The sequence below is a fragment of the Pseudomonas sp. Fl4BN1 genome, assembly GCF_009908285.1.
In the GTDB taxonomy this organism is placed as follows: Bacteria; Pseudomonadota; Gammaproteobacteria; order Pseudomonadales; family Pseudomonadaceae; genus Aquipseudomonas.
Window position 1 is genome coordinate 119089 of record NZ_JAAARM010000019.1, and the last position, 21325, is coordinate 140413.

At 63.0% G+C, this 21325-nt stretch carries 19 protein-coding genes; 6 read left to right on the forward strand and 13 right to left on the reverse strand.

Annotated features, from left to right (window positions below):
- Positions 1–22 precede the first annotated feature (22 nt).
- On the reverse strand, positions 23–799 hold the full coding sequence (locus GV818_RS21290) for a ferredoxin--NADP reductase (protein ID WP_161756452.1): 777 nt from the start codon (positions 797–799) through the stop codon (positions 23–25).
- A gap of 224 nt (positions 800–1023) precedes the next feature.
- On the opposite strand from GV818_RS21290, the gene GV818_RS21295 reads away from it, so the two are divergent.
- Positions 1024–2148, forward strand: a complete 1125-nt coding sequence (locus GV818_RS21295; RefSeq protein ID WP_161756453.1) for a methyltransferase — start codon at positions 1024–1026, stop codon at positions 2146–2148.
- A 153-nt stretch (positions 2149–2301) separates the two neighbouring features.
- On the opposite strand, the gene GV818_RS21300 is transcribed toward GV818_RS21295, so the two are convergent.
- The 3 genes from GV818_RS21300 to GV818_RS21310 form a co-directional block, all read right to left on the reverse strand.
- Positions 2302–2469, reverse strand: coding sequence for a DUF2474 domain-containing protein (locus GV818_RS21300; RefSeq protein ID WP_011063586.1), 168 nt, complete (start codon positions 2467–2469; stop codon positions 2302–2304).
- Positions 2470–2581: 112 nt separating this feature from the next.
- Positions 2582–3589 (reverse strand): cytochrome d ubiquinol oxidase subunit II, encoded by a 1008-nt coding sequence (gene cydB, locus GV818_RS21305; protein WP_161756454.1) that lies wholly within the window; start codon positions 3587–3589, stop codon positions 2582–2584.
- A 3-nt stretch (positions 3590–3592) separates the two neighbouring features.
- Positions 3593–5035 carry a cytochrome ubiquinol oxidase subunit I gene (locus tag GV818_RS21310; protein WP_161756455.1) on the reverse strand — a complete coding sequence of 481 codons (1443 nt, stop codon included), beginning with the start codon at positions 5033–5035 and terminating at the stop codon, positions 3593–3595.
- 513 nt (positions 5036–5548) lie between these two features.
- On the opposite strand from GV818_RS21310, the gene GV818_RS21315 reads away from it, so the two are divergent.
- Positions 5549–6787, forward strand: coding sequence for an MFS transporter (locus GV818_RS21315; RefSeq protein WP_161777419.1), 1239 nt, complete (start codon positions 5549–5551; stop codon positions 6785–6787).
- 34 nt (positions 6788–6821) lie between these two features.
- Here GV818_RS21315 and GV818_RS21320 read toward each other — a convergent pair whose 3' ends face one another.
- Entirely contained in the window at positions 6822–7118 is a 297-nt protein-coding gene (locus tag GV818_RS21320) for a hypothetical protein (RefSeq protein WP_178125039.1), read from the reverse strand.
- A gap of 437 nt (positions 7119–7555) precedes the next feature.
- On the opposite strand from GV818_RS21320, the gene GV818_RS21325 reads away from it, so the two are divergent.
- Positions 7556–7834, forward strand: coding sequence for a type II toxin-antitoxin system RelE/ParE family toxin (locus tag GV818_RS21325; RefSeq protein WP_025129224.1), 279 nt, complete (start codon positions 7556–7558; stop codon positions 7832–7834).
- Positions 7835–7849: 15 nt separating this feature from the next.
- Positions 7850–8140: a HigA family addiction module antitoxin gene (locus GV818_RS21330; RefSeq protein WP_016966170.1), complete on the forward strand. Its 291-nt coding sequence runs from the start codon at positions 7850–7852 to the stop codon at positions 8138–8140.
- 3 nt (positions 8141–8143) lie between these two features.
- Here the strand turns inward: GV818_RS21330 and GV818_RS21335 are convergent, their stop codons facing one another.
- Both GV818_RS21335 and GV818_RS21340 read right to left on the reverse strand, forming a co-directional pair.
- Positions 8144–8695, reverse strand: a complete 552-nt coding sequence (locus tag GV818_RS21335) for a DJ-1 family glyoxalase III (protein WP_161756459.1) — start codon at positions 8693–8695, stop codon at positions 8144–8146.
- A 63-nt stretch (positions 8696–8758) separates the two neighbouring features.
- Complete coding sequence (locus tag GV818_RS21340) at positions 8759–9208, reverse strand: DUF4879 domain-containing protein (RefSeq protein ID WP_161756460.1); 450 nt, start codon at positions 9206–9208, stop codon at positions 8759–8761.
- Positions 9209–9415: 207 nt separating this feature from the next.
- Here GV818_RS21340 and GV818_RS21345 point away from each other — a divergent pair, with 207 nt between their 5' ends.
- The gene (locus GV818_RS21345) at positions 9416–10708 is read left to right on the forward strand and encodes an NCS2 family permease (RefSeq protein WP_161756461.1); all 1293 of its coding nucleotides are present in this window, start codon (positions 9416–9418) and stop codon (positions 10706–10708) included.
- Complete coding sequence (trmA, locus tag GV818_RS21350) at positions 10705–11784, forward strand: tRNA (uridine(54)-C5)-methyltransferase TrmA (RefSeq protein WP_161777421.1); 1080 nt, start codon at positions 10705–10707, stop codon at positions 11782–11784. The genes GV818_RS21345 and trmA overlap by 4 nt, the downstream gene beginning before the upstream one ends.
- A 499-nt stretch (positions 11785–12283) precedes the next feature.
- On the opposite strand, the gene GV818_RS21355 is transcribed toward trmA, so the two are convergent.
- The 6 genes from GV818_RS21355 to GV818_RS21380 all read right to left on the reverse strand — a co-directional run.
- Entirely contained in the window at positions 12284–13606 is a 1323-nt protein-coding gene (locus GV818_RS21355) for a TolC family outer membrane protein (RefSeq protein WP_161777423.1), read from the reverse strand.
- Positions 13603–14949, reverse strand: coding sequence for an HlyD family type I secretion periplasmic adaptor subunit (locus tag GV818_RS21360; RefSeq protein WP_161777425.1), 1347 nt, complete (start codon positions 14947–14949; stop codon positions 13603–13605). The genes GV818_RS21355 and GV818_RS21360 overlap by 4 nt, the downstream gene beginning before the upstream one ends.
- Positions 14946–16724, reverse strand: a complete 1779-nt coding sequence (locus GV818_RS21365; RefSeq protein ID WP_161756465.1) for a type I secretion system permease/ATPase — start codon at positions 16722–16724, stop codon at positions 14946–14948. Before GV818_RS21365 ends, GV818_RS21360 begins: the two co-directional genes overlap by 4 nt.
- A 217-nt stretch (positions 16725–16941) precedes the next feature.
- A complete protein-coding gene (locus tag GV818_RS21370) occupies positions 16942–17565 on the reverse strand; it encodes a heme acquisition protein HasA (RefSeq protein ID WP_161756466.1) in 624 nt (207 codons plus the stop codon).
- A 107-nt stretch (positions 17566–17672) separates the two neighbouring features.
- A complete protein-coding gene (locus GV818_RS21375) occupies positions 17673–20444 on the reverse strand; it encodes a TonB-dependent receptor (protein WP_161777427.1) in 2772 nt (923 codons plus the stop codon).
- Between the two features lie 142 nt (positions 20445–20586).
- Positions 20587–21325 (reverse strand): FecR family protein (locus GV818_RS21380; RefSeq protein ID WP_256679505.1); only part of this gene is annotated, 739 nt, incomplete at its 5' end.

Consider the following 21325-nt stretch of genomic DNA (forward strand, 5'->3'; position numbering starts at 1 on the left):
CGCCCCTGAGGCGCCGTTTTCGTTACCAGTAATTCTCCACCGCCACCTGTCCCGGTCGCCGGGTCAGGCTCAGGTGCATGTCCCGCGCTTTGAGCAGGGCACGGGTATCGTCGATCATCTGCGGGTTGCCGCAGAGCATCACCCGCGAGTGCTCGGGTGTCAGCTCGACGCCGGCGGCGCGCTCCAACTGGCCGTTCTCGATCAGCTCGGTGATGCGCCCGTTGAGGCTGCCCGGATGCTGTTCCCGGGTCACGGTGCTGATGAACTGCAACTTGTGCGCAACTTCCGCCAGGTATTCACGCTGGGGCAGTTCGGCGAGCAGTTGCTGGTAAGCCAGCTCCTTGGCCTCACGCACGCTATAGACCAGGATGATCCGCTCGAATTTCTCCCACACTTCAAAGTCCTGGAGGATCGACAGGAACGGCGCAATACCCGTGCCTGTGGATAACAGCCAGAGATCACGACCGTCGACAAAGCGGTCCAGGGTCAGATAGCCAAACGCCTGGCGATCCACCAGCAGGCTGTCCCCCACTTCCAGGCGGCTCAGTTCGCTGGTGAACTCGCCACCGGGCACGACAATCGAAAAGAACTCGAGATACTCATCGAACGGCGACGACACCATGGAATAGGCGCGCCACACGGTGCTGCCGTCGGCCTTGGTCACGCCGAGACGGGCGAACTGCCCGGCACGAAAGCGGAAGCCTGCATCCCGGGTGGTACGCAAGGTGAACAGGCTTGAAGTCAGTGGCTGGACATCGAGCAGGGTCTGACGGGTGTACTTTTCTTCACTGGCAGTCATGACGGACTCCACAAAAGCGATGCTCTAGTGTCCCGCAAAGCGCCGAACAGAAACACCGGCGGTTTGTAGTGACATAGATCGCGGGCAATCAGCAGCAAAAAAACGTACCATTTACCCCCACTTTGAACAGCCATCCTGCAGCCTGCGCCGCTTCTGCTCGAAGGTTCCTGTCCGCTGCAGATCCTCGCCGACAGGACATTCACCGATTACCTAGAGTCCGCCCCATGCCCCTGCTTGCAAGCCCCTTCGCCCAGCTCGACCTGATCCGCCAGCCCGAACAGCAGAACGAGCCGCTGCAAGCCTTCGACGCAGCGGATGAGTACCTGCTCAATCACCTGGCCGAACAACACCCGGGCAGCGACACCCGGGTGCTGGTGCTCAACGACAGCTTCGGTGCACTGGCCGCCAGCCTGCTGGGTAAGGTCCAGGTCAGTAGCAGCGGCGACTCCTACCTCGGCGCCCTGGCCCTGGAAAAGAACCTGGTGCGCAACGGCCTGCCCTTTGACGCCATTCGCATGGTGCCCGCCAGTGAAACCTTGAGCGGGCCATTCGACCAGGTGCTGATCCGCGTGCCCAAGACCCTGGCCCTGCTGGAGGAGCAGTTGATCCGCCTGCAAGGACAACTGGCCCCCGGCGCCCAAGTGGTGGCGGCCGCCATGGTCAAGCACCTGCCTCGCGCCGCCGGGGATTTGCTGGAGCGCTATATCGGCCCGGTACAAGCTTCCCTGGCAGTGAAGAAGGCCCGCTTGCTGATTGCCACCCCGGAACACAAGCAGCCCGCCGTGTCGCCCTACCCGACCCGCTATCGCCTGGATCAACCGGCCATCGAGCTACTCAACCATGCCAACGTGTTCTGCCGTGAAGGCCTGGACATCGGCACACGCGCCTTCCTCCCGCACCTGCCAAAAAACCTCGGCAATGCCCGGGTCGCGGACCTGGGCTGCGGCAACGGCGTGCTGGCCATTGCCAGCGCCCTGGACAACCCGCAAGCCCACTACACCCTGGTGGACGAGTCCTTCATGGCGGTGCAATCGGCCCGGGAAAACTGGCAGGCGGTGCTCGGTGAACGGCCAGCAGAAATGCGCGCCGGTGATGGCCTGGCTGGCCAGGAAGCACAGTCCCTGGATGTGGTGCTGTGCAACCCGCCCTTCCACCAGCAGCAGGTGGTCGGCGATTTCCTCGCCTGGCGGATGTTCCAGCAAGCCCGGGAAGCCCTGGTAGTAGGCGGCGCGCTGTATATCGTCGGCAACCGCCACCTGGGGTATCACAGCAAGCTGGCGCGACTGTTCCGCGGCGTGGATCAGGTGGCGGCAACCCCCAAGTTCGTGATCCTCAAAGCCCGCAAGTAAACACACTGGGTACGGCGTGTGGCGAGCGAGCAGTCGCCCTCGCCACAACAGCCCCTGGCACAAGCGTCATTTACGACAGGCAAAAAAAGCCCTCCAAACGGAGGGCTATAAACCGTGCCGCAAGGCAACGGGATGGGATGATCGGTGAGTGTTTCAGTGGGTGGTCAAGCCGGCCGCATTCATGAACATGCGCATCAGGCTGGCCACCACGAACAGGGCCAGGACGCTGCCGCCCCAGATCATCACTAGCCAGCCTAGACGCTGCCACAGCGGTTTCTTTTCCGCCTGCTCGATTTCCTGCAAAGAGTGTTTACCGCTCATGACTTCAACTCCTGCCTAACCCGAATTTCCGTAGGAGCTGGCTTGCCAGCGAAAGCGACGGCAAGCCGGGCACAAGGCTCAAGGGCCTCTTCGCCGGCAAGCCGGCTCCTACCTAGTGATAACCGTCTTCGTGGGTGACCTTGCCGCGGAACACGTAGTAGCTCCAGAAGGTGTAACCCAGGATGAACGGGATGATGAACAGCGTGCCCACCAGCATGAAGCCCTGGCTCTGCGGCGGCGCGGCGGCGTCCCAGATAGAGATCGACGGCGGCACGATGTTCGGCCACAAGCTGATGCCCAGGCCGCTGTAACCGAGGAAGATCAGCACCAGGGTCAACAGGAACGGCGTGTAGTGAGCGTTACGGGCCACGGCACGCAACAGGCCGTACATGGTCACCAGCACCAGGATCGGCACCGGCAGGAACCAGAACAGATTTGGCAAGGTGAACCAGCGTGCAGCAATCTCGGCGTGCGCCAGCGGGGTCCAGATACTGACGATGCCGATCACTGCCAGCACGACATAGGCCAGGGGCCGAGCAATGTCATGCATCTGCTGCTGCAGCTTGCCTTCGGTCTTCATGATCAGCCAGGTGCAGCCGAGCAAGGCATACGCCACCACCAGCGCCAGGCCGCAGAACAGGGTGAACGGTGTCAGCCAGTCCAGGGAACCGCCGGCGAACTGGCGGTTGACCACCGGCAGGCCGTCGATAAAGGCCCCCAGGGCCACGCCCTGGAAGAAGGTCGCAGCCAGGGAGCCGCCGATGAACGCCTTGTCCCAGATATGACGCTTGTCGTCCCTGGCCTTGAAGCGGAACTCGAAGGCCACGCCGCGAAAGATCAGCCCCACCAACATCAGGATCAGCGGCAGGTAGAGCGCCGACAGCACCACCGAGTAGGCCAGCGGGAAGGCGCCGAACAGCGCCGCACCACCCAGCACCAGCCAGGTTTCATTGCCGTCCCAGACGGGAGCGACGGTATTCATCATCACGTCACGGTCGCGCTCGTCCTTGACGAACGGGAAGAGAATCCCGATGCCCAGGTCGAAGCCGTCCATGACCACGTACATCATGATGCCGAAGATGATTATCACGGCCCAGATCAGCGGAAGATCGATACCCATGACTCAATTCCCCTTGTTCAGGCGGCTGCTGTGGTGGTCATCGTCGTTGTCATCGTCGGCTGCAGACAGCGGACGCGCCGGGGTGCGTTGTTGCCCGGGACCACCGTGGCTGGTTTCGGCACCTTCGTTGGTGATCGGGCCTTTGCGCACCAGGCGCATCATGTAGCCAATACCCACGCCGAACAGCGAGAAGTACACCACCACGAACAGCGCCAGGGTGATGCTCATCTGCACGAAGCTGTGTCCGGAAGACGCATCCGCCGTGCGCATCAGGCCGTAGACCACCCACGGCTGACGGCCGATCTCGGTGGTGAACCAGCCGGCAAGGATCGCGATCAGCCCGGACGGGCCCATCCACAAGGTCAGGTACAGGAACGGTCGCGAGGTGTAGAGGGTGTCGCGCTTGCGCAGCCAGACGCTCCACAGGCCGGTGAAGATCATCAGCATGCCCAGGCCCACCATGATCCGGAACGACCAGAACACGATGGTCGAGTTGGGCCGATCCTCAGGCGGGAATTCCTTGAGCGCCGGCACCTGCTTGTCCAGGGAGTGGGTGAGGATCAGGCTGCCCAGGTAGGGAATTTCCACCGCGAACCTGGTTTTCTCGGCTTTCATGTCCGGCCAGCCGAAGAGGATCAGCGGGGTCGGTTCATTACCGACGTTCTCCCAGTGGCCTTCAATGGCGGCGATTTTCGCCGGCTGGTGCTTGAGGGTGTTGAGACCGTGGAAGTCACCGATCACCGCCTGTACCGGGGCGACGATCAGGGCCATCCACATGGCCATCGAGAGCATGCGACGAATGGCCGGATTGTCCCGCCCCCGCAGCAAGTGCCAAGCTGCCGACGAACCGACGAAGAACGCCGTGGCGACAAACGCAGCCACCGCCATGTGCGCCAGGCGATAGGGGAACGACGGGTTGAAGATCACCGCCAGCCAATCCACCGGAATCACCTGACCGTTGACGATTTCATACCCTTGGGGTGTCTGCATCCAGCTGTTGGACGAAAGAATCCAGAAGGTCGAGATCAGGGTGCCGATGGCCACCATGACGGTGGCGAAGAAATGCAGCTTGCGTCCGACCTTGTTCCAGCCGAACAGCATGACCCCAAGGAAACCGGCCTCAAGGAAGAACGCCGTAAGCACTTCATAGGTGAGCAAGGGACCGGTGACAGAACCGGCAAAATCGGAGAACCGGCTCCAGTTGGTGCCGAACTGGTAAGCCATCACCAGGCCGGAGACCACGCCCATGCCGAAGTTGACGGCAAAGATCTTCGACCAGAAGTGGTACAGGTCACGGTAGGTATCGTCACGGGTCTTCAGCCACAGGCCTTCGAGTACCGCCAGGTAGCTCGCCAGACCAATGGTGATTGCCGGGAACAGGATATGGAACGAGATGGTGAACGCGAACTGAATTCGGGCGAGATCAAGAGCCTCTAAACCGAACATAAGCTTTCCTCTGTCAGGTAATACCGGCTGCCGGCCAGAGGCCTGCACCCACTGCCCCCACGGATATGGAGTGCGGCGAATTCGAATTCGTTCTTTTTGAAACCATCGCACGCAGGGATTCTGGTACTTTTGCCACCACATCAGCCTTGGGAAAGGTTTTGATCTGGGTCAAGCAACGTTGAAAGAGTAGTCCTAATTTGCTCGCGCAAGCGTGTGGTTATTTGCCGCGTGACAGCTTGCCCCACCCTCTCAAGCCCGGGGGTTTCCCAGATATTTTTCCCTGTGGCCACTGTCGCGAGCGGCGCTCAGGCTCGCAGGAGCTTCAGCAACAGCAAAGCACCGCCCCCCACTTCAGGCCGATCACAGCCAGCGGTCGCGACAGCAGGGATTGCGAGAAGTATTTCACCGCCCAAAGCAGATAGATGCGCGGCTAACGATTTTTCCGCAGGCTGCAACCTTCGGTTACATCTTGGTGATAATCTCGTTTCACTCCCCGCTCAGATCTGCCGCCAGATGCCCAGCCAAGACCCTCTGCTGCTCCGTCACCACCGCCCGTTCATCGCCTTCTGGCTAGCTCGAATCTTCACCGCCAGCGGGTTCCAGATGCTCACCGTGGCCATCGGCTGGAACCTCTATCAACTGACCGGCAACGTGCTCGACCTGGGCCTGGTAGGGCTGGTGGAATTCGCGCCACGGGTGCTGTTCATGCTGCACACCGGGCATGTGGCCGACCGCTACGACCGGCGCCGCGTGGCGGCAATCTGTCAGTCACTGCAGGCCTTGATTGCCCTGGCGCTGGCCATCGGCAGCCTGACCGACAATGTCACCCGGGAGATGATCTTCATCCTGGCCTTCCTGCTCGGTGGCGCCCGCTCGTTCGAAATGCCCACCACCCAGGCCTTGCTGCCGAGCCTTGTGCCCAGTGCACTGTTTCCCCGGGCGGTGGCCGCGGCGCAATCGGCGCAACAGTCAGCGACCATCGTCGCCCCGGCACTGGGCGGATTGCTGTATGCCTTCGGCAGCGTCTGGGTCTACGGCCCGACCGTGGCGCTCTATGTGATTGCCTGCCTGCTGATGCTCAACCTGCCGGCCCGGCAGACTCCACTGAGCAAGGGCAAGGCCACCCTGGATTCATTGCTGGCGGGGGTTCGCTTCATCCGCAGCCGCCCGGACATCCTCGGCGCCATTTCCCTGGACCTGTTCGCCGTGTTGCTGGGGGGCGCCACTGCACTCTTGCCGGTGTTCGCCAAGGACATCCTGTTGACCGGGCCCTGGGGCCTGGGGCTGCTGCGTTCGGCGCCGGCAGTAGGCGCCTTGCTGATGTCACTGTGGCTGGCGCGTTTCAGCGTCGAGCGCAAGGTCGGGCGGGTGATGTTCACTGCGGTCGGGGTGTTTGGCGTCGCCACCATCGCCTTCGGCCTGTCCACCTCGTTCTGGTTTTCCCTGGCAGTGCTGGTGGTGCTGGGGGCGGCGGACATGATCAGCATGGTGATCCGCGCCTCCTTCGTGCAGCTGGAAACCCCGGACGAAATGCGCGGCCGGGTCAGTGCGGTGAACGGCCTGTTCATCGGCGCTTCGAATCAGCTGGGGGAATTTGAATCCGGGCTGACCGCCCACTGGTTCGGCACGGTGCCGGCGGTGGTGCTGGGCGGGGTCGGTACGCTGCTGGTGACCGGGGTCTGGATCAAGCTGTTCCCGACCCTGGCCCAGCGTGACCGGATGATCGAGCGGGTCGAGCAATCCAAGGCCTGAAGCCGCGCCGGGCAGGCGCGGCCAGGTTCAAGCGTCAGTGGCTGGGCTGAGCCTCAGCACAGGCTCGCCATTTCGCCGCCTCCAGCAGGTCGCAACCATCCTGGGTCAGTACATAGAGCACGTCGATGATGTGCGGGATGTCCTTCACATCGCCGTGGCTGAAGTTCAGGCAGCAGAGGGTTTCCAGCAGGTTGGCAGCCGTGCGCATGCGTTGCTCGGCGGCTTCGTGCAGTGCCTCAGGGGACGCATTGGCGTTGATAAAAAACACACCTGGCCGGCTTATGTTGGATTTAAGCGGCACATAGTGAGCAGCAGTTTTCGGGGTATTCATCATTAGATCCTTCTTTATGAATGACCGCCCCAATCGTGACCAAACGATGGGTGGCGGACTGTGCACAGGTTGGTCAACCGGGAAGAAGGCACCCGGCACACCCGAAGGTGTCCCGCGCACAGCCCACCATTAAGCGTGCGGACACGAAAAAGTGCCTGCAAACCAGGGTGGCGCGTGCGCCTTCTAATTTCGGGTGACCAAACCCGGCCGCTGAATTGGCAGCGACGGCGCGAACTATAGGGGTGATGGGACGGGCGGTGCAAGGAGCGGCTGGTTAGGCTTTGTTACCCGCTCACAAGCTCCGTGCCCGACTCCTTGCCGAACCGAGCTGCGACAGAGAAACGCCCCGCGGGGGGCCTCGTAACAGGTTGTTGATCATTCTCTGCAATACAAAACCGCTACGAAGCGTGTAAGGTATCACCTTACACTCGCACCCCATGATCAAGTCCTTTCAGCACAAAGGCCTGCGCGCCTTCTATGAAACCGGATCGACTCGTGGAATACGGGCTGAGCATGCACGCCGGCTGGCCCGCCAGCTGTCGTTCATGGATCACGCCAGCGAACCGGCCGGGCTCGACCTGCCGGGCTGGCGGCTGCACCCGCTCAAGGGCGACCTGCACGGCTATTGGTCCCTGGTGGTGTCCGGCAACTGGCGAGTGATCTTTCGTTTCGTAGGTTCGGATATCGAACTGGTCGACTATCTGGACTACCACTGAACAGGAGGCAGGATCATGCCCATCCACAACCCGCCCCACCCCGGCGACACCCTGCGCCTGGATGTCTTGCCCGAGCTGGGCATCAGCGTGACGGAGCTGGCGCGGCATATCGGCTACGCCCGCCCGCACCTGTCCAAGGTGTTGAATGGCCATGCACCGATCCGCGCGGAACTGGCGGTCCGCCTGGAACGCGCCGGAATCGGCAAGGCCAAGGTCTGGCTGGCGGTGCAGGCCGACTACGACATCTGGCACACCGAACAGGAGTTGCAACCGGTGATCGAGCCCATCGCGGCTCATGTCGGCTGAGCCCTAGACCAGCAACTCGGCAGCTACCTGGGCGCGCTTGGCGCGGCCGCACAGCGCTTCCACCAGGGCCAGGGCAAACGCCAGGGCCGCGGCGGACCCCTGGGCGGTGATGCAGTTGCCGTCCACCACCACCGGCTGGTCGACAAAGGTGCAGCCCTGCAGATGATGGCTGGCGCTGGGCAGGCAGGTCATGCGCCGCTGGCGCAGCACCCCGAAGGCTTGCAAGGCCAAAGCCGGTGCTTCGGCGATCCCGGCGAACAGGCGCCCTGCCGCGGCCTGATCCTTGACCAACTGCAGCAACGGTTGGTGAGCCGCCAAATGCTGGCCCCCCACCGCGCCGCCGGGCAACACGATCAGGTCGAAGTGTTGGGCCAGCACATCCACCAGCATGGCGTCGGCAGTCAGCCGGGTGCCCCGGGCGCAGGTGAGCATGCGCCGGCCTTCGACGCTGGCCGTCAGCACTTCGATTTCGGCACGGCGCAACACATCGATCAAGGTCACGCTTTGCAGGTCATCGATGCCTTCGGCAAGGGTGACCAAGGCTCTGAAGGTCATGGGGATGACTCCACAAGGAAGGTCTTTAGAGCTTAGCCAGCTTTGCCGGGCGCCGTTCGAGGGCTACTTGATGTAGATCTGCGCGCCCAGGGTGTTACCCGGCGCATTGAGCGAGGTGTTGCGGAAACTGAAGGTGCCTTCCTGCTTGCCCGCCAGATCGAAGACATAGATGTAGCCGACGGTGATCCCCGAGTTGCCGCACGGCACATAGCTGGAGCCGTCCTCGCACACCGGCGAACGGGTGCCGTCGACCTCGAAACCGTCCAGGTTCACGTGAGGCTCGCGACCGTAGCCGATTTCCAGCACATAGACCTTGATGTTCGGACCACGGTGATCGCACTCGGTCCGCTCACGACCGTCGGAGACATCCTCAAGCCCGCAGGACGGCGACAGCACCTTGAGAATCTCCACCCGGCTCAACGGCGGTGCCGAGCGCGCCAGGGCCGGAGTCGCCAGCCAGCAAGCCACGGCGCCCACAAACGCCAACGCGGTCATTTTCATTGTGCTGCGCATAAATCCCCCCTTAAAAGCAGGGCGCAGTATGCGCTACTTGCCAGCAGGGCAAAACATCGCCGACGATCGCAGCCATTGGCCCACGCTGCTGGTATGATGCGCGGCTTTTTCCGACCCAAGGCAAATCCACAGGCGCATCAGGCAGTCTGTGCTTTGCTGTTGGAGTCGATACATTCACGGCGCCGGGCGGCGCCACGGGGAGCAGACATGCTGGAAAGGCTGTTTCAACTCAAGGCACATAACACCAACGTGCGCACCGAGATTCTTGCGGGCGTTACCACCTTCCTGGCCATGGCCTACATTCTCTTCGTCAACCCGAGCATCCTCGGCGAGACGGGCATGGACAAGGGCGCGGTGTTTGTCGCTACCTGCCTGGCAGCCGCCATCGGCTCCACGGTCATGGGGCTGATCGCCAACTACCCGATCGCCCTCGCGCCGGGCATGGGCCTCAATGCCTTCTTCACCTACACCGTGGTCCTGCACATGGGCCACACCTGGCAAGTAGCGCTGGGTGCGGTCTTCATCTCGGCGGTGCTGTTCTTCCTGCTGTCGATCTTCAAGATCCGTGAATGGATCATCAACAGTATCCCGCTGCCGCTGCGCTCTGCGATAGCCGCCGGGATTGGCCTGTTCCTGGCATTGATCGCCCTGCACAACGCCGGGATCGTGGTAGGCAACCAATCGACCCTGGTCGGCCTCGGCGACCTGAGCAAGCCCGCGCCTATCCTTGCAGCCCTGGGCTTTGCCCTGATCGTTGCCCTGGAAGCGCTGAAAGTGCGCGGCGCAGTGCTGATCGGCATCCTCGCGGTGACTATCGTCTCCATCCTCCTGGGCGTCACCCAGTTCGGCGGCGTGATCTCGATGCCACCGTCCCTGGCCCCGACTTTCCTGCAACTGGATATCAAGGGCGCCCTGGACATCGGCCTGATCAGCGTGATCTTCGCGTTCCTGTTCGTCGACCTGTTCGACAACTCCGGCACCCTGATCGGCGTCGCCAAGCGCGCCGGGCTGATGGGCAAGGACGGCCATATGCCGAAAATGGGCCGGGCACTGATCGCCGACAGCACCGCCGCCATGGCCGGTTCGCTGCTGGGCACCTCGACCACCACCAGCTACATCGAATCGGCAGCGGGCGTCAGCGCCGGCGGCCGCACCGGCCTGACCGCCATCGTGGTGGCGATCATGTTCCTGCTGGCGCTGTTTTTCTCGCCCCTGGCAGCCAGCGTACCGGCCTTCGCTACCGCTCCTGCCCTGCTGTTCGTCGCGGTGCTGATGACCTCGGGCCTGGCGGAAATCGACTGGGACGACATCACCGTCGCCGCCCCCGTGGTCGTCACCGCCTTGGCGATGCCCTTCACTTACTCCATTGCCAACGGCATCGCCTTCGGCTTTATCGCCTGGACCGTGATCAAGCTGCTGTCGGGCCGCGCCCGTGAGCTGAACGCGCCGCTGGTGATCCTGTCGATCCTGTTCGTGATCAAGCTGGGTTACCCCGCATGACTTTTGACGCCCCCTCCTACGCGGTACAACTGCAAGACAAGGTCGCGCGCCTGCGTGACCTGCTGGCGCCTTTCGACGCGCCCGAGCCCCAGGTCTTCGACTCGCCCTTGCAGAACTTCCGCCTGCGCGCCGAGTTCCGCCTGTGGCGTGAGGCCGGTGATCGGCACTACGCGATGTTCTCCCAGGACGACAAGCGCACGCCGATCCTGATCGAGGAGTTCCCCATCGCCAGCCTGCGCATCAACCAGTTGATGCCGCAGCTCAAGGCCGCCTGGCAAGCCAGCGCGCCCCTGAGCCACAAGCTGTTCCAGGTGGAGTTCCTCACCACCCTGGCTGGCGACGCGATGATCACCCTGTGCTACCACCGTCCCCTGGACGAGCACTGGCACAAGGCCGCGAGCCAGCTGGCTGCCGACCTCAAGGTCAGCGTGATCGGCCGCTCCAAGGGCAAGCGCGAAGTCATCGGCCAGGACTACGTAGTGGAAAAACTCGACGTTGGCGGGCGCACCTTCAGCTACCGCCAGCCCGAAGGTGCCTTCACCCAGCCCAACGGCACGGTGAACCAGAAGATGCTCAACTGGGCCTATGAAGCCCTGGGCGAGCGCCAGGACGACCTGCTGGAACTGTACTGCGGCAACGGCAACTTCACCCTGCCCCTGGCCACCCGGGTGCGCAAGGTGCTGGCCACCGAGATCAGCAAGACCTCGGTAAACGCCGCCTTGAGCAACCTCAGCGAAAACGCTGTGGATAACGTCACCCTGGTGCGTTTGTCTGCCGAAGAGCTGACCGAAGCCTTGAATGAAGTGCGGCCATTCCGCCGCCTGCAGGGCGTGGACCTGAAGAGCTACGAGTTCGGCAGCGTGTTCGTCGACCCGCCCCGGGCCGGCATGGACCCGGACACCTGCGAGCTGACCCGGCGCTTCGACAACATCCTGTACATCTCCTGCAACCCGGAAACCCTGGCGGCCAACATCGCCCAGTTGCACGACACCCACCGCATTACCCGCTGCGCGCTGTTCGACCAGTTCCCCTGGACCCACCATATGGAATCCGGGGTCCTGCTGACCCGTCGCTGATCCGCCCTGCGCCACCCAACAGCCGTCCTCGTGACGGCTGTTTGCATTCTGCCGCCCTCCCCCTCCGTAGGAGCCGGCTTGCCGGCGAAGAGGCCCCTGAGACCTGCGCCAACCCGGCCGGCGCCTTCGCTGGCAAGCCAGCTCCTACAAGGCCAAGCCTGACGCCCCCCTCTCCGTAGGAGCCGGCTTGCCGGCGAAGAGGCCCTTGAGACTTGCGCCAATCTGGCCGGCGCCATCGCTGGCAAGCCAGCTCCTACAAGGCCAAGCCTGACGCCCCCCTCTCCGTAGGAGCCGGCTTGCCGGCGAAGAGGCCCTTGAGCCTTGCGCCAACCCGGCCGGCGCCTTCGCTGGCAAGCCAGCTCCTACAAGGCCAAGCCTGCCGCCCTCCCCCTCCGTAGGAGCCGGCTTGCCGGCGAAGAGGCCCTTGAGACTTGCGCCAATCTGGCCGGCGCCTTCGCTGGCAAGCCAGCTCCTACAGGGGTCGGTACGGCATTGGGGTTCAGCCCAGGGGGCGGAAGTAGCCGGCCAACTGCTGCAGGTCCTGTTCGTTGAGCAGGCCGGCGTAGTACTTGAGCTGGATCCGCGCCAACAGGTAGGCATGCCGGGCATCCGCCAGGTCGCGACGGGCGCTGAACAATTGCTGCTCGGCGTCCAGCACATCGAGGTTGACCCGCTCGCCGCCGTGCACACTCTTCTGGGTTGCGGTCACCAGGGCCTCGGCGGAGCTGACGGCCATTGCATAGGCTCGGACCTTGGCCGCAGCGCTGGTATTGAGGTTGAACTGCTTGCGCAGCTCGTTGAGGGTGGTGGCGGTCTGCGCGTCCAGCTCGAACTGCGCCTGGGACAACTGGCTGGCCGCCTGGCGGGTCGAGGCCGACACCGAGCCGCCAGCAAACAACGGCAGGCTGACCTGGATACCCACCGTATTGGTGTCGTATTTCTGCTTGTAGGAGCTCTCCGAGTCGGAGCTGGTCTGGCGGCTGCTGGCGTACAGGCTGACCTTGGGCAGGTGCCCGGCGCGCTTGCGCTCAACTTCATACTCAGCCACCCGCAGGGCCTGGTGCTGAGAAGCCAGTTCCGGGTTGTTGGCCATGGCCAGCTCGCGCCAGCTGTCAAAGCGGTTGGGCAGCAGCGGCTGGGTTTCGAACTGCCGGGTCAGCGGGTCCAGTTCGTCGATCTGCAACGGCTCGCCGACTATCGCTTGCAGCTCGCGCAAGGCCGCGTCCTGCTGATCCTGGGACTCGATCTCTTCGGCCAGTGACAGGCTCAAGCGGGCCTGGGTCTCCAGCACATCGGTGCGCGTGCCCTCGCCCCCCTTGAGCAGGCGCTCGTTGAGCTGCAGGCGTTCGGCATAGGCACGCTTCTGCGCGCGGCTCAGCTCGATCCGTTCCTGGGCCAGCAACGCCTGGCTGTAGGCACTGAGCAGGCGCACTGCCAGCTCCTGGCTCTTGCCGCGAAAGCGTTCGTCGGCAAACAGTGCCTGGGCCGCGCCCTGGCGAAAACGCGCATAGGCTTCGTAGTCCAGCAAGGGCTGCTGCAACGTCAGGGTTGAGGCATAGCTGCGGTAGTCACGATCGGTGGTGGTGTTCTGGGTCACCTCGGACTGGTTGCGCGAGTTGTTGTAGCTCCAGGACAGGTTCGGCAGCAGTCCGGCGCGGCCGATCACTTGGTTTTCCTCGCCGGCGTCACGTTCCTTGATCGCCGCCTGAAAGGTCGGATCGTTGCGCAAGGCCAGGTCGTAAGCATCCAGCAGCCCCAACGCCTGGGCCTCGGAAGAGGCCAGCAGACACAGCAGGGGCAAACAGCGCCAGGTTCGAATCATTCTTCCACCAACGCCATATGAGTGCGGTCCAGCAACGGCTTGAACAGGTAATTGAGCATCGAGCGCTCACCAGTACGGACAAAGGCTTCCACCGGCATGCCCGGACGAATCTGCAAGCCATGCAACTGCTGCATGCCCTCGGCGCTGACTGTGGCGCGCAGGGTGTAATACGGCTCGTCGGTGCGCTCATCGACTTGGCGATCCGCCGACACCAGGGTCACTTCGCCGGGAATCCGCGGCGTGGTGCTCTGGTTGAACGCCGGGAACATCAACTCTACCGCCAGCCCCGGATGCACCTTGTCCACCAGTTGCACCGGCACCCGCGCCTCCACCAGCAGCGGCTCGCCCTGGGGCACGATGTCCATCAGCGGCTGTCCCGGCTTGATCACCCCGCCCTCGGTGTACACCTCCATGCCCACCACCACCCCGGCGGCCGGCGCCCGCACCTGGCTGTTGGCCAGTTCGAACTCGGCAGAGGCCAGGCGGTTACGCAAATCCTCGGTACGGATCCGGGTGTCGGCCAATTGGCTGCGCAGGTCTTTCTGGAAGTCCTCGGTGGACTGACGGATGCGCAAGCGCAGTTCGAGGATCTGCCGCTGCAACTGGCCGATGCGGCCGAAGTCCTCGGCAATCGAACCATCGATCTGGGCATACAGGCGTTCACTGTCCAGCAGGCGGTTACGGGGAATGTAACCGTCCCGCGCCAGCTCCCGCAGTCCCAGCAATTGCTCGTTCAACGCCTTGCGCTGCAGCACCTTGCTGGCCTGGGAGTCCCGGGTGCCACGCAGTTGCGCCTCGGACCCGGCAATGGTTTCGCCGATCCCCTGCTGCTCCATGCTCAGGGCCTGGCGCCGGCTGCTGAACAACTGCCGTTGCAGGCTCATGCTGGCGGCCACATCCGGCTCAGCCGCCAAGGCCTGGAGCTGGGGATCGAAAACAATGCCCGAGGCGCCGTCGCGCTCGGCATTCAGCCGGGCCTCGCTGGCCAGGGAGCCCAGGTACTGGCTGCGCAAGGATTGCATCTGGGTACGCAACGGCGTTTCGTTGAGCCGCAGCAGCACCTGACCGGCGCTGACCCGGTCACCTTCCTTGACCTCGATCCGCTCGACGATACCGCCGCTCTGGTGCTGCACGGTCTTGCGGTGACCCGACACCATGACCTTGCCCGACACCGCCACGCCCTTGTCCAGCGGTGCCAGGGCGGCCCAGCCGAGAAAGCCGGCAAAGCCTCCCAGCACCAGCAACCAACCCAGTCGCGAGTATTTCTTGTCGTCCAGGGCCAGGACGTTGTTCGGGGTGTTGCTGGGGGCCGGCATGGGCCCCAGGGAATGCACTTGGCTCATGCGGGCTTTCCTTCACCGGCGACAGCCCCGAGCCGGTAGCTCAGGTTGAGGTTGGACACGGGTTTGCCAGCGGGGGCGGGCGGCGGCGCCTTGGCTTTCTGGCTGGCCTCAAGCACCCGCGCCGTCGGGCCGAAGGCTTGCAGTTGGCCATCCCGCAGAATCATCAACTGATCGGTGAGGGTCAGCACATTAGGCTTGTGGGTAATCAGCACCAGGGTGCGTTTGTGCTCCTTGAGCTGGGCGATAGCCCGCAACAGGGCTTGCTCACCGGCCTCGTCGAGGTTGGCATTGGGCTCATCGAGCACAATCAGCGCCGGCAGGTCGTACAGCGCCCGCGCCAGGGCGATGCGTTGCTTCTGCCCACCGGACAGCCCGGCACCGCCCTCCCCCAGTTGCGTGTCATAACCTTGCGGCCATTGCAGGATCAGCTCATGCACCCCAGCCATCTGCGCCGCCGCCAGGACCTTGTTGGAGTCCAGCGGGCCGAAGCGCGCGATGTTCTCGGCGATGCTGCCGGCAAACAGCTGGATATCCTGGGGCAGGTAGCCAATATGCGGTCCCAGTTGCTGCTTGTCCCATTGGGCCAGGTCGGCACCGTCCAGGCGCACCTTGCCGGTAACCGGCAGCCAAGCCCCTACCAGCAGACGGGCCAGGGTCGACTTGCCACAACCGGAAGGGCCGATCACCCCCAGTACCTGCCCCGCCGCCAGGCTGAAGCCGAGGTTGGCCAGGGCCGGCCGGCGACTGCCAGGGGCACAGGCGCTGAGCTGCTCCACCAACAGATCCCCGCGCGGGGTGGGCAAGCTCATGCGATGCGGTCGCGGCGGATTGGCCTGCAACAGGGCCGACAAGCGCCCATAGGCCAGGCGCGCCGAACTCCATTGTTTCCACACGGCGATCAGTTGATCGATAGGGCTCAACACCCGACCCATGAGAATCGACCCGGCAATCATCATCCCCGGGGTGATCTCGTTCTGGACCGCCAGCCATGCCCCCAGACCCAGCACCAATGACTGCAAGGCCAAGCGCACGCCCTTGGACCAGGCACTGACCGTGGCGGTCTTCTCGCTGGCCAGGTTTTGCTGGGCGAGGAACTGCTGGTGCCCGGCGAACCAGCGCTCGCGCAAGGTGCCGAGCATGCCCATGGCCTCGATGGTTTCGGCATTGCGCAAATTGGCTGTGGCCTGCTGGCTGGTGCTGATGGACAAGCGCCCGGCCTCGGCCAAAGGCGCCTGGCACAGGTGATGATTGACCCAGGCCAGGACCACCAGCAGCACCGCACCGCCCAGGGCCAGGAGCCCGAGCCAGGGATGGAAGAGGAAGATCACCAACAGATAGATGGGAAACCACGGCGCGTCGAAAAACGCGAACAGCGCGTTGCCGGTGGCGAACTGGCGCAGCGCAGTCAGGTCATTCAGAGCCTGCCCCGCCGCCTGGGTGCCACCCTTGAGCTGTGCCTCGAATGCGGCGTCATACACCCGCTGGTTCAAGCGCATGTCCATCTGTGTGCCGAGGCGGATTACCACCTGGCTGCGCACCCACTCCAAGGCCCCCATCAGGCCGAACAGGCCGATGATCATCAGGGTCAGCATCAACAGGGTCATCTGATTGCCCGAAGCCAGTACCCGGTCATAGACCTGGAGCATGTACAGGGCCGGCGCCAGCATCAGCAGGTTGATCACCGCCGAGAACAGACCGATGTTGAAAAAGCCGCTTTTATAGGCCGTCAGCGCGGCCAGCGTCTCGGAACCGGCGCAAGGGTTTGGCCTGCTCATGAAGGTTTCCCGTTGGAGGTTGAAAGTCATGCGCAACGACCCATTCAGCAGGAACGGTATCGCCAGCGGCTCGCCGCGTGCGTTGACAGGCAGCACGGCGCTCCGCAGAATTTGTCGCCAGCGTCGCCCTGGCCGTCGAAAACTCGGGCGACGCTGACGCTGTACCCAGCGAATACGCGAGCAATCACGTATTCGCTTTTTTATGCGCTTAGCGCACTCAGGCCGCCAGGGCCCAGTCTTGAGCCACGTCCTGCACACCCACCAGGGCCACGTCGGTGGCGAACGAATCGACCGCATGTCCGATACCGGCAGCAGCCAGTTGGTCGAAGGTCGATGCGGTGGACAGGCCGTAGTCGTCCAGCAGGTCGTTGAGCACGCTGGTCAGCGCCGCGGTGTTGCCCTGCATCAGGCCGTAGATCACTTCCTGCACGGCGTTGCCAACGCGGCCAGCGCCTTCGGCAGACGACAGGTCGAGGCCATTGAACGCCACTTTGTAGGTATCCAGGGTGAAGTCGCTGCCGCTACCGCCGCCCAGTTCCTGGCCCAGTTGCACGTTGTCCAGCTCGCCCCACAGGTAGTGGTTGAGGTTGCTGCTGGCAGGCTGCTTCGGATCGAACACATAGTGCAGGCCGTTGCTGGTGTCGCTGTCAGCGATGAAGGCGTAGTCGGAGCCTTTGGCACCGTGGGTCGCATACTGGTCGCCGCTCAGGCTGCCATTGCTGAAACCGCCAGTGTTGCTGGTACCGTGGCCAGCGGTTTTGAAACCCAGAGCCCAGTCGGTCAGGTAATCATTGATCGAGACAGAACCGGCCAAAGAGTCGTAGCTAACAGAAATAGTCATTACTGAACCTCGTTATCAAAACGCTGTTGATCAGCCCGCAATCAGATGCGTGCTTTTTGCCCACCCTTGGGCAAAATCGGTGATGAAGAACCTGCAGGCAGAGCCCTTCAAAATTTGTACTCAAGCATTCCACTCAGGGTCCGGCCACGGGCCAGGCTGAGGTTATTGATGTCGCCCATGGCGACGAAATAAGCCTCGTCGGTGGCGTTCTCCAGAGCCAGGGCAATGTTGAACTGATCGGTCATCCAGTAGCTGGCATACAGGTCGTAGACGGTGTATTTCGGCCAGGCCGCCTGGTCCAGCAACTGATAGTTCTGGCTGTTGAGGTTTTCACCGTTGCCGGAGCTGTAGCGCACCCGTACCCCGGTATCCAGACGGCGCTCCAGAAAGCGCGCGCCCAGGGTCAGGGAGCCACGGTCCGCTGGCATGTAGGTGGCGTTGCCCATAATCCGGTTGCAACTTTCCCGGGCGTTGGCCGCATCGTCGTCCAGCCACTCATAAGTGGTCACCACCCGCTGGCCGATGGAGCCGTCGGGCCGCGTGTAACGTTCAAGTACACGCCCCAGATTGCGTCCGCGCTTCTTTGCGCCGCCCAGGTAGTAGTCCTTGGAGCAGAACTCGTTGCTGCCAATCATGTGGGTGTAACTGAGGTTGGCGTAGGCGCGCCCCATGTCGTAGTTGAGCTGGTACTCCAGGCCCCGAAAACGCGTCGGCTGGGTGTTGTTGACATAGGCCATGGTACCCATGCCCCCGCCGGCAGCGGTCTGCGGCAAGTTCACGCTATGGTTGAGGAAGGAGAAGTTCTCGATCCGGGTATCGAAGTAGGCGACCTTGACCCCCAGCCGATCGCTATGGAACAGCAACGACTCCTTGAGCACGTTCACGCCCAACTCCCAGTCCCGGGACTCCTCGGGCTTGAGAAACGGGTTGGGGAAGACCCGTTCGCCCGATCCACCACCGTGAGGGCGGCCAGTCATGAAGGTCTCGGTCACTGCCGGCGGGCGCCAGCCCTTGCCCCAGCGGGCAAACAACTGAACATCGTCCAGGCCAGGCTTGATCCCGATGCCGAAGGTCGGCGAGAAACGTCCCTCCTCACGATCGATATCGAATACATCCTCGACCCGTTTGATCGCAGTGGTAGTGGTCACCGGGTCACGCTTGTACAAGGTCATGCCGGTCTGCCCTTCAAGGCGATAACGGTCATAGCGCAGGCCGGCATCCAGGGTCAGCCAGTCGCCGTAGTCGTATTGCAGAGTGTTGAACAGGCTGGCGATGGTGCGCTTGCCCGCCGGGTCTGCGCCCTCCACATAAGGCAAGGAGCCCTCGTTGGCCGCCGCGAGTTTTCCGGTGCTGGGCTTGAACTGGTCCTGATAGACCTCCACCCCATAGTTCCAGCTGAAACGGCCATAGGCATCCAGGTCGAAGCGTGAGGTGTTCTCACCCTGCATGCCCCAGGTATCGGTCTGGAAATGATCGGTGTAGGCCGCGTAATAGTTGCCAGAGTCCAGGCTGACAGGGTTTTCACTGTTGGCCCGATCCTGCTGGGTACTGACGTAGTACACCTTGGCCTTGACGTCGATCAGTGGGTTATCCGGGCTGTAGCTGTAGTCCAGGGCGATGTTCTGCGCTGTCAGGTTGTTCTTGCTGTGGCGCCGGTAATAGGTGCTCTGCTGATCAAAGGAGGTATAGGCCCAGGCGTCGTTGCTGTCGCTGTCGCTTTGCAGGTAGCTGAGTTGCACGCGCTGATCGTTGGGCAGGTTCAAGCCGAACTTGACGATCTGCGAGCGGGTCACGCTGCCGGAATCGCCGACTTCGCTGTGCAACCAGTCGTTCCAGGCCGCGGGCATGTACTTCTTGGCCCCTATGTTGCTGCCCAGGTTATCGGCGTTGTTGGTCCCGCCCCGGTAGTCGCCAAAATGTCGCTCGCTGTAACCCAGCAACACATCCCCACGCTCATCACCAAAGGCAAATACGCCGCTGCCGTTGAAGTAGGTGCCATTGGCCAACCCACCGATGCCGCTACCGGCGCGAAAACGGCCACCGTATTCCTTGCCGTCAGCGAGAAACTCACGGGCTTCCAAGGTCTTGAAACTGGCGATACCACCCAGCACCGCCGCGCCGCCCATCCCCGACTGGCTGCCCTTGTCGATCTCGATGCTGGAGATGAACTCAGGGTCGATCAGCATGGTGCCGTTGCGTTGCTGGTGGCCGTTGACGTTGAAATTCTGGCGCATGCCGTCGATGTTCATATTGACCCGGCCGTAGTCCTGCACGCCGCGGATGTTTACCGACAAGCCCGGATCACGCTGGTTGACCGCGGTGTAGACCCCGGCGGTTTCTTCGAGCATGTCGGCGGCATGCCGGGGTGGGCGCTTGTCGATCTGTTCGCGGGTGATTACGGCTACCGAGCTGGGGGTCTGGTAGACCCAGTCGCTGGCGCGGCCTTCGGAGTGAGCGGAAATGGTGGTGGTACTTAAGGCCAGGGCACCGTCACGTTCGGTCGCGATCCGGTTCAGGGTCACTTGGCGCTCGCCGGTGAAGCGGTATTCCACCGGGGTGTCACCGAGCATCCGCGCCAGACCGTCCTGCACGCCATAGCGGCCCTTCAACAGGCTGCTGCGCAGGCCGTACAGGCGCTGACTGTCGAACAGCACTTGCAGCCCCGCCTGCTCGGCAAACTGCAGGACCGCAGTACCCAGGGGTTGCGCGGGGATGTCGAAGCTCAATAGTTGCTGCTGGTTGCTGCCCGCCGCCCGATTGCTCTCGGCTTCGGTGGCATGCGCCAAGCCGCTGCTCGTCATCGCTGCGACACTGCCCAGATGGATAACAAGGGCCAGCCGGCTCGCGGCATAGATTCCCTTGCAACTGCTTCCACTCATGCCCGCGTTCCCCAGGTTGCTATTTTTGTGTATGCGAATGCATCTCACTAGCAAGACGTATCAGGCGGGGAAACTCAGTAAGGTTTTTTGCAGTTTTTTTTCGACGGCCGGGAAACGGCCGTCGGCGGGACTTCCGGAAGGCCTAGTAGATCAGGCTGACCCCGGCCAGATCAAAGCGCTGGACCCGCAGCTCATGGGTCAGGGTCGACAGCGCGGCATCGAGCATGTCCAGGCGGAACACGCCACTAACCTGACGCAGGGCCAGGTCATGACTGCCCAGCATCACCCGACCTGGACGATAGCGATTGAGCTGCTCGACCACCGTGGCCAAGGGTACCCGGTCGAACACCAACACCCCGCGACTCCAACCAGTGGCTCGTTGCAAGTCCGGAAGATCGAGGGCCACGACGCCGGTCAACGGGTTGTAGCGGGCACTCTGCCCTTCCTCCAGTACCCGCTGCGACGGACCGCTGTGGGCTGGCGCCTGCAGGTTCACCGCCACGCTGTGCTGCAACACACCGACCCAGGCCTGCTGAGCGCCCTCACGACCGACCACGAACCTGGTACCCAGGGCTCGGGTGGTACCGCCGGCACTCTCCACTACAAAAGGGCGGGATTCCTGCTCCCCCATCGGCGCCACATCGAATACAGCAGAACCGGCAAGCAAGCGCACATGTCGCTGGTTTTCATCGAAGTCCAGGGCAATGGCGCTGTCCGTGTCCAGTTGCACACGACTGCCATCCATCAACTGCACGCTGCGTACCTCACCCTTGCTGGTGAAGTAGTCGGCCTGCGCACGCAACCAAAGGTGAGGTCCTTGCACGCCGGCCACGCCCACCGCCAGCAGTAACAACGCCACGCTGGCAGCTCGGCGCCAGATG